General features: G+C 58.3%; 13 protein-coding genes. 10 read left to right on the top strand and 3 right to left on the bottom strand.

Annotation, left to right across the window (positions count from 1 at the left end; translation table 11 throughout):
* Positions 1-7: 7 nt before the first annotated feature.
* Positions 8-652: an ABC transporter ATP-binding protein gene (locus DRB19_RS16400; RefSeq protein WP_276330614.1), complete on the top strand. Its 645-nt coding sequence runs from the start codon at positions 8-10 to the stop codon at positions 650-652.
* A 142-nt stretch (positions 653-794) separates the two neighbouring features.
* Here the strand turns inward: DRB19_RS16400 and DRB19_RS16395 are convergent, their stop codons facing one another.
* Positions 795-1,961: a glycosyltransferase family 4 protein gene (locus DRB19_RS16395; protein ID WP_114187105.1), complete on the bottom strand. Its 1,167-nt coding sequence runs from the start codon at positions 1,959-1,961 to the stop codon at positions 795-797.
* A gap of 272 nt (positions 1,962-2,233) precedes the next feature.
* Here DRB19_RS16395 and DRB19_RS16390 point away from each other — a divergent pair, with 272 nt between their 5' ends.
* On the top strand, positions 2,234-3,655 hold the full coding sequence (locus tag DRB19_RS16390) for a mannose-1-phosphate guanylyltransferase/mannose-6-phosphate isomerase (RefSeq protein WP_114187104.1): 1,422 nt from the start codon (positions 2,234-2,236) through the stop codon (positions 3,653-3,655).
* A 430-nt stretch (positions 3,656-4,085) separates the two neighbouring features.
* Here the strand turns inward: DRB19_RS16390 and DRB19_RS31155 are convergent, their stop codons facing one another.
* Positions 4,086-4,601, bottom strand: a complete 516-nt coding sequence (locus DRB19_RS31155) for an aldose epimerase family protein (protein ID WP_308494287.1) — start codon at positions 4,599-4,601, stop codon at positions 4,086-4,088.
* A gap of 419 nt (positions 4,602-5,020) precedes the next feature.
* Here DRB19_RS31155 and rfbB point away from each other — a divergent pair, with 419 nt between their 5' ends.
* From rfbB to rfbA, 4 genes are read left to right on the top strand one after another with little or no spacing between them, the layout of a single operon-like run.
* The gene (rfbB, locus tag DRB19_RS16380; RefSeq protein ID WP_114187103.1) at positions 5,021-6,091 is read left to right on the top strand and encodes a dTDP-glucose 4,6-dehydratase; all 1,071 of its coding nucleotides are present in this window, start codon (positions 5,021-5,023) and stop codon (positions 6,089-6,091) included.
* Between the two features lie 60 nt (positions 6,092-6,151).
* Entirely contained in the window at positions 6,152-6,709 is a 558-nt protein-coding gene (gene rfbC, locus DRB19_RS16375; RefSeq protein ID WP_114187102.1) for a dTDP-4-dehydrorhamnose 3,5-epimerase, read from the top strand.
* Positions 6,710-6,721: 12 nt separating this feature from the next.
* Positions 6,722-7,630: a dTDP-4-dehydrorhamnose reductase gene (gene rfbD, locus DRB19_RS16370; RefSeq protein ID WP_114187101.1), complete on the top strand. Its 909-nt coding sequence runs from the start codon at positions 6,722-6,724 to the stop codon at positions 7,628-7,630.
* The gene (gene rfbA, locus DRB19_RS16365; RefSeq protein ID WP_114187100.1) at positions 7,627-8,496 is read left to right on the top strand and encodes a glucose-1-phosphate thymidylyltransferase RfbA; all 870 of its coding nucleotides are present in this window, start codon (positions 7,627-7,629) and stop codon (positions 8,494-8,496) included. Before rfbD ends, rfbA begins: the two co-directional genes overlap by 4 nt.
* A gap of 2 nt (positions 8,497-8,498) precedes the next feature.
* Here the strand turns inward: rfbA and DRB19_RS31870 are convergent, their stop codons facing one another.
* Positions 8,499-8,885, bottom strand: a complete 387-nt coding sequence (locus tag DRB19_RS31870) for an HNH endonuclease signature motif containing protein (RefSeq protein ID WP_114187099.1) — start codon at positions 8,883-8,885, stop codon at positions 8,499-8,501.
* A gap of 624 nt (positions 8,886-9,509) precedes the next feature.
* On the opposite strand from DRB19_RS31870, the gene DRB19_RS31150 reads away from it, so the two are divergent.
* The 4 genes from DRB19_RS31150 (at position 9,510) to DRB19_RS16335 (ending at position 13,580) form a co-directional block, all read left to right on the top strand.
* Positions 9,510-9,770 carry a helix-turn-helix domain-containing protein gene (locus DRB19_RS31150; RefSeq protein ID WP_114187098.1) on the top strand — a complete coding sequence of 87 codons (261 nt, stop codon included), beginning with the start codon at positions 9,510-9,512 and terminating at the stop codon, positions 9,768-9,770.
* Between the two features lie 672 nt (positions 9,771-10,442).
* Positions 10,443-11,054, top strand: coding sequence for a hypothetical protein (locus DRB19_RS16350; RefSeq protein WP_114187097.1), 612 nt, complete (start codon positions 10,443-10,445; stop codon positions 11,052-11,054).
* 14 nt (positions 11,055-11,068) lie between these two features.
* A complete protein-coding gene (locus tag DRB19_RS30010; RefSeq protein ID WP_147021753.1) occupies positions 11,069-11,737 on the top strand; it encodes a hypothetical protein in 669 nt (222 codons plus the stop codon).
* Between the two features lie 610 nt (positions 11,738-12,347).
* On the top strand, positions 12,348-13,580 hold the full coding sequence (locus tag DRB19_RS16335; RefSeq protein ID WP_114187094.1) for a CHRD domain-containing protein: 1,233 nt from the start codon (positions 12,348-12,350) through the stop codon (positions 13,578-13,580).
* The last annotated feature ends 170 nt before the right edge of the window (positions 13,581-13,750 follow it).

The following is a 13,750-nucleotide window of genomic DNA, read 5'->3' as shown; positions in this document are numbered from 1 at the left end:
GCACCGAGTGGGCGGGCGCATTGGTGGTCAAGACGGTGAGATTGTGACCGTTGAAGCATTGCGCGGGATCAACCTTGAACTCAGACCAGGCGATCGGTTGGCACTCGTCGGCCATAATGGCGCCGGGAAATCGACTCTTCTGAGAGTTCTGGCCGGCGCTTACGAGCCGAGCCGTGGCGTGGCTGAGATCCACGGCAAGGTCTCATCCCTGTTGGATATGACCATGGGGATGGATCCGGAACTCACAGGACGTGAGAACATCGTGTTGCGAGGCGTTTTTCTTGGCATGACATTCCGCGAGATCAGTGACCTCACGCCATCGATCGAGGAATTTTCGGAGCTTGGCGGATTTGTGGATCTGCCCATGCGCACCTATTCCAGCGGGATGGCACTCCGTCTCGCCTTTGCCGTTTCAACCGCAGTTCAACCAGATATTCTGCTTCTAGACGAGATGATCAGTGTCGGAGATGCGGACTTTGCTAACAAGGCAAGGCTGAGGATCGAGCAGGTCATGGAGAATTCTCGAATCTTCGTCCTAGCCTCCCATGACCCAAAGATGCTCCAGCGTTACTGCAACAAGGGCATCCTCTTGCGCGAAGGCCAGATTGTTGCCGCCGGCAGTCTGGACGAGATCCTCATGGAACAGGCCTGACCAGTTATTAGGCCAGTTGTGAACGCCATCAATGCGCGAGAATCTGCCGTCCGGAGAGGAACTCATCGCCCGGCCAGTGCCCGGAGAAGCTGCTTAGTTCCGATTCTACAATATGTCTTGCAGCGACGCGATGCAGCTGCGCTTAAGCGGAGCTCTCGCCATATGAGGTGTGGCAAGGCTCTATGAGCTCAGTCCAAGCCCGACTTGCCTGACGCTCGGCGAGCCATTCGGCCGTCGTTCGGGAAAGCTCGGTGAGAGACTCCGGTCGCTCGAGCACGGATTGCAGGCAGCGGCGGAAGCCGTCGGCATCCTTCGTCAGAGCGACCAAGCCGGCTCGTCCGAACCCAATCTGCTCCGGGAGCGACCCAGCCGGCATGACGAGGCTCGGCATGGCCCAGGACATCGCTTGCGCGACGACGCCTGATTGGCTGGCTTCAACATAGGGGCAAAGCAGCAGGTGGTGACTTGAAAGGAGTTCCTTCTCGCGCCGATCCGAGATCCAGCCAAGTTCCAGGTCGACCTGCTCCCATGCCGCAAAGGAGCGCCTAATCGCAACCTCGAGTGGCCCCGAGCCCGCGATAGTAAGACGCCATCCTGGCCGAGCTCGCAGTCCCTCCAAGGCTCTCGCGAGCAGATCCAAGCCCTTGTACGGAAGCAGGCGTCCGTAGAAGAGAAGCCGAACGGGGCCGGCTTCGTATGGAAGCTGAAGCCGCTTGGTCGGATAGGCTGTCTCGAGCGGAATCACCGATAACTTGCGGCTCGATTCAGGGATGCGCTTGTCAATTCGCCTAGCGACGCTGTTCGACAAGGCTACGACCCCATTGGCCCGCTTGATGAGGCGGTCCTGAGTCACGCGCTGCCAAAGCACCGCGTAGTCACCGGGATGAGGTTCGGCATCGTGAGCGACATAGAAGACTTTGATGCCACGTCTTTGCAGGACATTTACGAATGGCCATGCAAAAGGTGCGTTCATCGTGATGATGACGGCATCCAGCTTCGCGGATGCCAGTGTATCTGCGTGTGCTCTCAATTCGCCTGGAAGTGACCAAGCCTGTTTCCAGAGCGTCGATAGACTGGGGCGATCGAAGGTCACAATCGGAAAACCTGCCGCTCGAAAGCCTTCGATGTCATTGTTCTGGCGGGCCAGAGAAAGAACGACATCGATTTCCTGACTCGATTGGCGCAAATGCTGAGCCAACGACAGGGTGAACTCGGATCCGCCCCCGCGGCGCCCCCAGTAAAGGAGAACAACTTTTCGCCGTCTTTGACGGTAGCTCTGGGGAGGCTCATGCCCACTTTTGTCATGCATCTATATTGAGACCGATTGGTTCTGGCCGAGCGTCAGATCTTGTCTAAACCCTTGGGAGTGGTTTCGGCCACCAACATGGTATAGCAAGTGGAGCCTATCACCCAACGTACGGATCCGACGTCCTTTCTTTGATTCCTGAAAATATCTGCACGAGAAATGCGGCCGTCTGGACGACGGCCGGCACGCGTCTCCAGCTCGCAATACCGTAGCTCCTCTGTTGACGCCAGCCCAGTGGGTGTTTAGGACGCCCGACAGACAAAAAAGGATCGACGATGAGCGAGGGCGCCAATCAAATTCTACCTGTGATCATGTGCGGCGGTTCCGGCACGCGGCTGTGGCCAGCGTCGCGAGACAGCATGCCCAAGCAGTTCATCGACCTCTTGGGGGAGCACTCCACCTTCCAAACCGCGGTGCAGCGCGTCAGCGCGCCGCATGTGTTCCAGCGCCCCGCGATCATCTCCAGCAATGACGTCCGCTTCATCGTTGCGGAACAGTTGGAGCAGATCGGCGTCAAGGCTGACATCATTCTTGAGCCGGTTCAACGGGATTCCGCTGCTGCGATCGCCGTTGCGGCTTGCCATGCCGCCGGCCACCATCCCGAGACAGTCGTCCTCGTCATTGCGGCGGATCACGTGATCGACGATCCAGCGGCTTTCGCAGCCGCCTGTCAGGCCGCGATCGAACCTGCCCGCCGGGGTCAAATCATGACCCTTGGAGTCGTGCCGCAATATCCCGCGACCAGCTACGGCTACATCAAGCCGGGAAGTCCCATCAAAGGCACCGACGCTTATCGAGTCGAGCGCTTCGTGGAAAAGCCCAATGCAGAAACTGCGCACGAGTACATCAGCCAGGGCTTCCTCTGGAATAGCGGCAACTTCCTGTTCCGAGCGGACATCATGATGGAGGAGCTAGAGAAATTCCAGCCGACGATCCTGGCGGCAGCTCGGGACGCCCTTGACCGCGCCAGCATCGATCTCGATTTCATCCGCCTGCAGGAGGACGCCTTCAAGCTCGCGCCAAAGACATCGATCGACTATGCCGTCATGGAGCAGACTGATCGGGCGGGGGTCTTGCCGGTCTCGTTCCATTGGTCCGACATCGGCTCCTGGGGGGCGCTTTGGGATGCCTCTCCCCGTGATGAGGCCGGCAATGCCCTGCGCGGTAATGTGGAAGTACTCGAATCCCGGAACAGCCTCGTTCACAGTGACGATATCCTCACCACCGTAGTGGGGCTGGACGACGTTGTCGTCGTGGCCAAGCCTGATGCAGTGCTGGTGACCTCGCGCAGTCGGTCGGAACTGGTGAAGGAGCTTGTGGTATCCCTGCGGGCCAAGCAGCGCCCGGAGGCGAGCGAGCATCTTCGAATGTATCGTCCGTGGGGCTGGTATCAGCGGATTGACCAGGGATCCCGCTTTCAGGTCAAACGAATCATGGTCAAGCCCGGTGGGCGCCTGTCCTTGCAGAAACATTATCATCGGGCTGAGCACTGGGTCGTTGTCCGCGGAACCGCCGAGGTGACCGTGAACCAGGACATCGTAGTGCTGCACGAGAATGAGTCGGTCTACATCCCCATCGGGTCAATCCATCGCCTGACAAACCCGGGCCGCATCCCGCTCGAACTGATCGAGGTTCAGGTGGGAAGCTACACGGGCGAGGACGACATCATCCGCGTCGAAGACATCTACGGCCGGTAACAGTAAGTGCGATCTGGGCGCCAAGGCGATCGGAGCAATATCTCAGTCCGCTTCCGCGCAACAGAGGCGGCTTTATCCTCTGATAGGCGCCGTGACAGGACTCTCAGTTATCTAAAGGGGCGTAACCCAATAGGCCGCAAAGCTTTGAGCTCGAAATGGGCCCCACCATGAGCCCTTAACAGCGAGGAGAGGGTGACGGAACTGAGCGGCGTTATGGAGAGATACTGATGTCCATCGAGAAGCGCCGTCCATCGCCTGGGCCAATGAGCACAATCCCTGGCTTGTCACCCAATTGGCCGTCGAACTCAATGGGACTAGCGTAACCTTGCCATGGCTCGATGCAGACGAAGCCCGCTCCAGGCTTCGTCCAGATCCCCAGATGCGGCATGTCAGGGAAGGTAACCCTGATCGAGCGCCGGTCCGGGACGCCTTACTCAAGCGACCGGCTCTCAAGCCGGTCGAAGATCAGTGCTCCCTCGGCAAACAGCTCGTCCCGTAGGGTCATAAGTCGGTCCTTGAGAGGCGTCGGGCGGACCCTTGGACCGAGAAGGCCGTCGACAAGTGTGGGCAAAGCTTCGGTTTCGGGCCGCTCAAATCGGATTTGATGTGCGTCGCGCAAGGCACCATAGGGCAGGGGCCAGCGGAACGCCGGATGGAAGCCAAAGGAAGCAGGCAGGATATCCTTCCCAACGTTCAGGACCGCTGCCTCGATCACCAGTTTTGGCCTCTTGATCCAGTAAGAGACATCAAGTTCGAATTCAAATGGATACTGATCCAGTGTGGAGCGGATCGAACGAAGTCTGAGGCAGCAACTTTCCTGGCCTATTTCCACGATCTCGAATTGCGACGTCCTCGCAAACCTGTGCCGCCTAAGACTAAATTCTGAACCATCAATAAGGCTCCGATCGTCTTTGAGACGGCCGACAGTCGGGAAAAGCAGCGGCACCGTCCCGTCCAATGTGCTGGATCGCCGCTCCAGAGCAGGTCGCGCCCTCCCTCGTCTCTGAGGCGGACGAGCTCAGCCCCGAGAGTCGAAATTTGAGCCTCCAAACTGCGGTTGGACAGGGTGGTCAACACGGGAAACGCTTCCATGGTCGGGGCACAAGCTTTGCTGCCAAAGCTGCGATGCTCGGATGGCTAAAGCGGCACAGCCGTCGGGGAGCCGGTATTACTCAGGTTTTCAATAGTGGTGCTGTGTAGATGCTAAAGCTTATAGCCCGCCTCGGTCAGTGATGGATAGAGTGGGATCTGACGTGCCTCTTGAGACAATGTATTGAAGAAAAGACGACAGCATGTGATAAGCGGCCGATTTTCCAAGGGGGCATCTCTTGGTCATTTTACGACTGACAAACGTTCAGGGGCATCATGAAGCGATTTCTCGTGACCGGAGGCGCTGGGTTTATCGGCTCGGCCGTTGTGCGTATGCTTATGCGGAATACGTCCCATCAGGTTCTGGTCGTCGACAAGCTCACCTATGCGGGCAACCTGGATTCCCTGAAGCCCGCGGCTAACAATACGCGCTACAGGTTCGAGCGTGCTGATGTCGCTGACTTCGAGCGGATGCGCTCGATCATTCAAGCTTACTCCCCTGACGTCGTCATGCACCTAGCGGCAGAAAGCCATGTTGATCGGTCCATTGATGGGCCCGGTGAGTTCCTACAGACGAATGTGGTTGGCACCTATGCCCTGCTTCAGGCCGCCCTAGCTTACTGGCGTGGCCTTTCATCCGAACGTCAAGCCGCTTTTCGCTTTCATCATATCTCGACCGACGAGGTGTTCGGGTCTCTTGGTGATGACGGCTTCTTCCATGAAGAATATCCCTACCAGCCAAGCTCACCCTATTCGGCATCGAAGGCTGCGTCCGACCATTTCGTGAGGGCTTGGCACCACACCTACGGCTTACCAACCCTCATCACGAATTGCTCCAACAATTACGGGCCCTACCATTTCCCCGAGAAACTCATTCCGCTGACGATCCTCAATGCTATCGAAGGCAAGCCTCTTCCTGTCTACGGTAAGGGCGAAAATGTTCGTGATTGGCTTTATGTTGATGACCACGCACGGGCTCTGATCCTGGCGGCCGAGCATGGCCGTCCGGGCGAAATCTATGCTATTGGTGGCCACAACGAACGCAAAAATATCGATGTTGTGCGTACCATCTGCGCACTGGTCGATGAGTTGGTGCCAGATAAGACATTCGGCCCGCGCGGCCGTCTGATCACCTATGTGACGGATCGGCCCGGTCATGACTTGCGCTACGCTATTGATGCTTCGAAGATAGAGCGTGATCTCGGCTGGCGGCCAATCGAGACCTTTGAATCTGGTCTTCGCAAGACTGTGGAATGGTACTTGGCTAATCGCGAGTGGTGGGAGAGGGTCCGCTCCGGCGGATACCGGGGCGAGCGACTTGGACAAGGTGTAGCGATAGTCGCGTAATCTGTTCTGTTAGCATCTCATCGAAATTTCGCACTATCTCGTTCAAGGAGAGAGCCTGACGTGGTTGAAGTTGAGCCAACCGCACTACCGGACGTGAAGATCATTCGCACGAAAAAGTTCACGGATTTACGTGGGCACTTTGTGGAAACCTATAACCAGCAGGCTTTCGCTGCGGCGGGACTAGAGTGTGAGTTTGTCCAGGATAATCTCTCACACTCCATAAAGGCCGGGACCGTGAGGGGACTGCACTTCCAGATCCCGCCCTTTGCGCAGGCCAAGCTTGTCCGCGTCGGGCACGGCCGCATCATTGATATCGCTCTAGATCTGCGGCAGGCATCCTCCACTTTTGGCCAACATATTATGATCGAACTATCTGGTGATGACAGCTGCCAGATTCTGATACCCAGAGGGTTTGCGCACGGCTTCTGCACGCTGGAGCCTAACACCGAGGTGCACTACAAAGTCACAGCACCGTATTCGGCCGAACACGATCGCGGCCTTGCTTGGGACGATCCGGCACTTGGCATTAGGTGGCCAGTGGATGCTCAACAGGCGATCTTGTCCGACAAAGACACGAGAAATCCACTCCTTGCCGAGCTTCTGCCCTATTTTCCCTAAGGATGGAATCGCGTGCGCTTCATTGTCATCGGTAGAGAAGGTCAGGTGGCTCGCGCCCTCGCCGAGCGTGCTCCTGTTTTAGGCGCGAAAGCGGTTCTTTTAGGTCGCCCTCAGCTCGACCTAGCCAATCCTTCGGGCATCGAGGATATAATTGTCGAAACCGGAGGAGATCTCGTCGTAAATGCCGCGGCCTACACGGCCGTAGATCAGGCGGAGGCCGAGCCCGATTTGGCAAATGCGATCAATGGTATCGGTGCGGGAAGTGTCGCCGGGGCGGCGGCCGCCATGAAGGTGCCCATTATCCATCTCTCTACAGACTATGTCTTCGACGGAGCATCCGACCGGCCATATCGCGAGAGCGACGAGCCCAGTCCAGTTGGGGCTTATGGCTCCTCAAAGCTTCTGGGCGAGTTGGCCGTTGCATCGAAAACTCCCAACCACATCATTCTTCGGACTGCCTGGATCTACAGTCCCTTCGGTCGGAATTTCGTCAAAACCATGCTTCGACTGGCTCGCGAGCGAGACAACGTCACGGTCGTTTCCGATCAGCACGGATCACCGACGAGTGCTCTTGACATCGCAGATGGCATTATCGCGGTCGGTCTCAATCTCCTCACACGACCGGACGAGTCTAGCCTACGTGGCGTCTTCCACATGACTGGATCGGGCTTCACATCGTGGGCGGAATTCGCAGCCGAGATCTTCCTGCAGTCTGCCCGGCTGGGTGGTCCCAGCGCGCAGGTGCGGCCTATCGGAACAGCCGACTATCCGACACCGGCCATGCGGCCAGCCAATTCGCGCCTTGACTGCTCGAAGCTTGCCGACATCCACAGGGTTGCGCTTCCAATCTGGCAAACCTCTCTCAAACCATGCGTCAAGCGCCTCATCGATGAGGCTCGGCCTCAGGAGACTCACCTATGAAGGGCATTATTCTGGCGGGCGGCTCCGGCACGCGGCTGCATCCGATGACCTATGTGACATCGAAGCAGCTGCTGCCGATCTACGACAAGCCGATGATCTACTACCCGCTCACCACGCTGATGCTGGCCGGCGTGCGCGATATCCTCATCATCTCGACCCCGGACGATCTCCCAAAGTTCCAGCAGCTGTTGGGCACGGGAGAGCGCTGGGGGCTGCAGTTGTCTTATGCCCAACAACCGAAGCCGGAGGGGTTGGCGCAGGCTTACGTGATCGGCGCTGATTTCGTAGCGGGCGGACGATCCGCACTCATCCTCGGCGACAACGTCTATTTCGGTCATGGTTTGCCGGAGCTCATGCAGGCTGCCCGCAGGCAGGAAACCGGCGCAACAGTCTTTGCCTACCACGTCACCGATCCGGAGAGGTACGGCGTCATCGAGTTCGATCCAAGCGGACGTGCGATGCGAATTGAGGAGAAGCCCGCGAAACCAAAGTCGAATTGGGCAGTGACGGGCCTCTATTTCTATGACGCCCAAGTCGTCGACATTGCCGCGAGGCTCAAGCCTTCAGCGAGAGGTGAGCTTGAGATCACGGACGTTAACCGCGCCTATCTGGAGCGCGGACAGCTCAATGTACAGCGCATGGGCCGTGGCTTCGCTTGGCTCGATACAGGAACCCCTGACTCTCTCGTCGAGGCAGCAGAGTTCGTGCGCGCTCTTGAAAAGCGCCAGGGTTTCCGCATCGCGTGCCCAGAGGAGATCGCGTATAATTTGGGTTGGATCGACCGGGATCAGATGCTTCAGTTAGCACGTGAGCTATCCAAAAGCAGCTACGGCCAGTACCTTACAACCATCGCAGAGCAGGCTTAAGCCTATCTGTCTCCTCTTCGCAGAATGATCTGGCCGGATATCTTCCGCTTCCAAGGGCTACCCTTGCCAAAGGGCAGGGGCCTCTTGGGGGCCTCGGCCCCGATGTACTGGATCTTCTGACGTTTGGCCTTTGCCGCTCGTCGGTGATCGTCTTGAGTTTTGACCAAAGCGCATTCCTCATGCGCGGGCCCCATATTGTCCAGATCATCGGCGCCACCGAGTTCCAGCGCTCGAATATGCTCGGCAATCCAACGCTCGCGGGGGCCGTCGATCCTCCGTTGACACAGCACGCACGTGCCGCCTGTCTTCTCCCACACCTGAAGTCGACGGTGGGGAGTAAGTTTCCGGCGCACTGTCGTCGTTGTATCCTCAACCTCAACAATTGACATGGCACGGCTCCGTCATGAGTTAGATTGTGACGATGAGTCGTTACGGCCGCGGCCTTTTCGGTCGTCGTCGTCCAGACAGTCGATAATGCGTCGAAACAGGAGTTCCCATTGCGCGCGCAAGGTCTCACAGGAGGCAATCAGGTCCGCGAGCTGACGGTCCCGATCTTGGTCAGCCCGGATCAAGCGCACGCGCATGCCCAAGGAGGCTACAGTCAAGGGGGCTGTGCTGGGTTGAGTGCCTTGGAGTTCAGCTTGCCCTCTACGAGAGCGGGTTTGCGGGGCTCGTCTCATTTCAGTGCCCCGCCTTTGAAAGGAGGCCTCAGCAGTTCTTCCCTTCCATGCTCGGGCAACGACGAAGCCCTCATCAACGCTGGTTTCGTCTGCACGGGAGCCAACCTATGCAGCCTTGATTGCATCGGAGCACTTGGCGATCGCAGAGGAATAAGCCACAAAAGATTGCCACGCTGCGCAACAGCTCTGAGACAGTGAAGATCTCGTGTAGTAGGCAAGGTAGTTTGGTGATGGTGGGACATGGTTTACCTCAGGTTCTACAATACCTAGAGTATCATTTTTGTTGCTTTTGTCAATACCTGAGGGATTAAATAGTGCCTGGGGGTGTTTACGATGTTAACCAGTGAGCAGATCCGAGCTGCCCGCGCCTTATTACGCTGGGAGCAGAAGGATCTAGCATCCGCGTCTGGTGTATCGCTCCCGACAATCAAACGGTTAGAAGCCAAGCCTGGCCCGATGAATGCTCATGGTCCCACGCTCGCAGCTCTGTCTCGGGCCGTAGAGGAGGCTGGTGTTCAGTTCATCTCAGGGAATGGGGGCGGACCTGGTGTTCGCTTGCGCGACCCAATCCACATAAGCCAAAGCGAAGGCTGAACACTCAGCCGTCTGCCAGGAACTACCGTTGTGCCAATCGACAAGGCACTGGTAAAGCGTTCAAATCCGGTGCCTCGACGGTTGCGCCCGCGATTAGCCGGAGGCGCGACTGTCGACTCGCAACTTGAACGAATTGCCCAGTTGGTGGAAATCTAGCTGCCCTACAGCCATGAACGCCTGTCCTGCTTCGTGCGGCAGCTTAGTGCTATGTAAGCACCAAAACTTCTCCGGTGCCGCATGTAGAGCCGAGCCGCACGTTCTGTTGCCATAGCCCTCATTCGCAGTCCGCAGTTGTTTCCGAACCCACGCGAGCCAACAACCTCCAGCTTTATATTCAACCGTTGGCTTGATGAACTGCCACAGGGAATCTTCAAGGAACCGACTTCTGCCAGCGTTATCGACAGAACGCGCTCATCATTGACTGTATCGGTCACAGGTGGACTGCCTGAAATCCGACATCCCGCACAAACGGACTGCCATTCAATCTGCTGAAAATATGCGTAATCCACAGCGGCGGAGGGAACTCCCCGTTGGTATTCTTGCTCTCAACATGGAGAGGCGCCGGACCTGGCCCGCGGGAGCACACAAGCTGCAACCGCCAGCCCAAGCCCCCTCGTGACCAGAATGCCCGACACGTCGTCGGGCAAGCACCGCAGGAAAGTTACTGCCACGATGTCGACCGAACCAAGCTTCCGCACACTGTCGGCCTCCTCCGATGACGAGCGCATCGGGTGGCGGCCCGCTGAGGTCCCCCTGTTTCATCCCCAGGATTTGGGGCCCCTTTTTGCCAGAGGTCCCCGACTTCTGGGTGAGGACGACACCGCCTACGACCAACTCCTGTCCCAAGTGACAGCAACGTTGGAGCCGAGGAATCCGATCGAAGCGTTTTGGGTCAAAGAGATCGTCGATCGCATCTGGGATACGCTGCTCTACAAACGCATCAAAGCCGGCTTCATCGCAGAGGCGCAGAAGACCGCCGTCAAGCGCCTGCTTCAACTCAGTGATCGCGCCGTCGATCAATGGTGGGCCGGGAACAAGGCTGCAACCGCCACCGTCGAGAAGGCTCTCAAGGACCGTGGGCTCGACTGGGACACCATCCGCGCGAAGGCATTGTCGGACAAACTCGACAAGCTGGAGCAATTCGACCGCATGGCCGAGAGCAACATTGCGGGCCACGATAAGACGATCGGCAATCTCGAGCGCCGTCGAGAAGGCTACGCCCGTCAGCGACTGCAAATCATGGAGGCGACCCCACGGAGCGACCGCTCGTTTCCAAGGGGATAAGAGGCCACCCATCGATGTCATCATCCAGAAAAGCTGCCGCCAACCGCGCCAACGCGCAGCGCAGCACCGGCCCACGCTCAGCCGCGGGCAAGACTCAGTCTTGCCGCAACGCCCGCCGGCACGGCCTCGCAATCCCGGCCTCTGCGCTTCCGGACCTGGCGCCGGAAATCCTCGATCTCGCTCGGAGGATGGCCGGACCTGCGGCCGATCACCCCGATATGCTTCAGGCCGCCGTGCGCGTGGTGGAGGCGGCGGTTGACGGTCGCCGTGTCCGCCAGGCGCGGCGTGAGTTGCTGCACCAAATTTCGGCGGATCCTGACTTCCATGAGCTACCCTCGGAGGAGGAGCTCATGCCCGCTCGGCCGATCAAAGTCAGGTATACGCAAGCCATGTACGTGCGAGCGTACCTCGATGGAACGCATCGGCAACAGCAAGAGACCGAGATTGCCCAGATTATGGCCGAGTGCGCCTATGACTCTGAGGTCAAGCAGATCAAGCAGCGCCGGGCCGAGAGGAAACAGCGTGCCAGGCAGCGTGCCTCCCAGTGGGAGCAGCTCAAGCGGTTTGCCCGCTATGAGCGCCGCGCCCTGTCACGGCAACGCACCGCAATGAAGGCCTTGGATGTCCTCATGGAGCACATATCAGGCACGAACGGCGAGGGTAGGCTGAATCTGGCAGAATGAACTCCATGCCTCCACAGCGCGCCCTGAAGCCATGACCCGGCCTGACCCTTACGGAGTCGGCGCCGGGCCACCTTTCACCCCGCAACCGGGTCGAACCTATCTAGCCGCCACTGGCTTTGTCTCGAAGCCTGCTGCTGATGATGGGCAGGCTGACTCCTTCAGCCTGTAGCAGACGGCTGTGATCCTGAGGTTGCCCGTCTTGGGATCAAAGCCAAGGTGCGCCGTCAAGTATGCAAGCAGGCGCAATCGTGACAAACACTGCAGGCACGATCCCAGGTCGGGCCAAAGCTACCTCGCACAGTTGATTAGAGCATCGGACGAAAAGGCGGATCCACGACGTCCCACCCCTCTCCCCCGGGCAGAGGTGGAATCCGAGCGGGTCCGACAAACCGTCCGATGCTCTAGGGTCTACACCGGTGGGATGGGGCTCAGGCACATAAGGATAAGCGCCTCTAGGCGCGACTTTTGACTGGGCGTAAAGTCGTCGCGAGCTCCAGGAGGATCAAAGGCCTGACTTGAAGTTCTCCGAGCAGAATGGGTCATCTGAGCAGGCCCTTGGTCACATGAGCTCTTCACTCCGAGGCTGATAGCACGTTCGGGAGGAAAGATCATGGCCACAGCATTTCGCATTGCCCTCACTGGTGATCAAGAAGTCCCACCTAGCGGCTCCACCGCGCGCGGCATAGGCACTGTCATTTTTGATCCAGTTGCGGTCGCGGCGACCTACTCCATCCGCTACACCGGCCTGGATTTTGGACCAGCGCTCGGCCTGTCTGGGCAAACAGCCACTACGGCTGACGACGTCACGAGCCATCACGTCCACAATGCAGCTAGGGGCATGAATGGCTCTGTCGTGTTTGGCCAAATCAGCCCCCCTCATGATACTGACGATCTGCTGATTGTCCCCAATGCCGATGGGTCATGGACGGTCAGTGGCCGGTGGGAAACAACTGACCCAGCCACTGGGTCAATCTCAACCTTTGCAAATCAACTCGGCTCAGCGCTGGTCGGGTCAGATGTTAGCCTCTACTTCAATGTCCACACGACAGCCTTCTCAGGAGGCGAGATCCGCGGTCAGTGGGTTACCCTTGCAGATGACCAAGACAATGTCGTCCAGGGAACGGCGGATAATGACTTCCTCCCAGGATTGGGTGGCAATGATCAACTTTTCGGCGATGCTGGCGATGATCGGTTAGATGGCGATGCGGGCAACGACAGGCTGAATGGCAATACAGGTGATGATGAATTGAACGGCGGCGCCGGCAATGACCGATTGAGCGGCGGCCCCGGTAATGACCGGCTCAACGGCGGCTCTGGCAATGACACTTCGAATGGTGGGGCCGGCGATGACCTTCTGCGTGGCGGCTCTGGGGACGATGGGCTGGGTGGCAACACCGGCAATGATCGATTGCTCGCTGGATCCGGCAATGACCGGCTGAACGGCGGCGCAGGAGACGACCACCTATCGGGGGAGCGCGGAAACGACCACCTGAATGGCGGGCTCGGGGCCGACATGCTCAGCGGCGGGTTTGGCTTCGACACATTTATCTTCAGTACGGCCTTGGATGCAGGAAATTTCGATACGGTCAGGTTCCAGGTGCTCTTCGACACGATTCAGCTAGACAATGGTGTGTTCACGGGTCTCTCCGCCGGAGCACTGACGGACAGCGCCTTCCGTATCGGCGCGGCCGCCGTCGATAACGATGACCGGATCATCTACAACGATACCACTGGCGCCTTGTATTTTGATCCTGACGGAGCAGGAGGCACTGGGCAGATCCAGTTTGCAACGCTTCTTGGAAGCCCCGACAATGTCGGGGCGTTGGATTTCTTTGTGATCTAGAGCATCGGACGAAAAGGCGGATCCACGACGTCCTACCCCTCTCCCCCGGGCAGAGGTGGAATCCGAGCGGGTCCGACAAACCGTCCGATGCTCTAGAACCGCGATTCCAAGACACGTTCAGATCGCGCCTATCATGTGAATATGGATCAAGAGCTTCCTGCCTCCGCTTA

Origin of the sequence: Microvirga aerophila (assembly GCF_003332305.1) — a bacterium.
GTDB classification, from domain to species: domain Bacteria; phylum Pseudomonadota; class Alphaproteobacteria; order Rhizobiales; family Beijerinckiaceae; genus Microvirga; species Microvirga aerophila.
This window is presented reverse-complemented; position numbering and strand designations above follow the sequence as displayed.

Excerpts from the sequence above, each read along its gene's own strand:
- DRB19_RS16335 (WP_114187094.1), top strand. The coding sequence starts at position 12,348 with ATGGCCACAGCATTTCGCATTGCCCTCACTGGTGATCAAGAAGTCCCA.
- rfbB (WP_114187103.1), top strand. The coding sequence starts at position 5,021 with ATGAAGCGATTTCTCGTGACCGGAGGCGCTGGGTTTATCGGCTCGGCC.
- DRB19_RS30010 (WP_147021753.1), top strand. The coding sequence starts at position 11,069 with ATGTCATCATCCAGAAAAGCTGCCGCCAACCGCGCCAACGCGCAGCGC.
- rfbA (WP_114187100.1), top strand. The coding sequence starts at position 7,627 with ATGAAGGGCATTATTCTGGCGGGCGGCTCCGGCACGCGGCTGCATCCG.
- DRB19_RS31870 (WP_114187099.1), bottom strand. The coding sequence starts at position 8,885 with ATGTCAATTGTTGAGGTTGAGGATACAACGACGACAGTGCGCCGGAAA.
- DRB19_RS16390 (WP_114187104.1), top strand. The coding sequence starts at position 2,234 with ATGAGCGAGGGCGCCAATCAAATTCTACCTGTGATCATGTGCGGCGGT.
- DRB19_RS31150 (WP_114187098.1), top strand. The coding sequence starts at position 9,510 with ATGTTAACCAGTGAGCAGATCCGAGCTGCCCGCGCCTTATTACGCTGG.
- DRB19_RS16350 (WP_114187097.1), top strand. The coding sequence starts at position 10,443 with ATGTCGACCGAACCAAGCTTCCGCACACTGTCGGCCTCCTCCGATGAC.
- DRB19_RS16395 (WP_114187105.1), bottom strand. The coding sequence starts at position 1,961 with ATGCATGACAAAAGTGGGCATGAGCCTCCCCAGAGCTACCGTCAAAGA.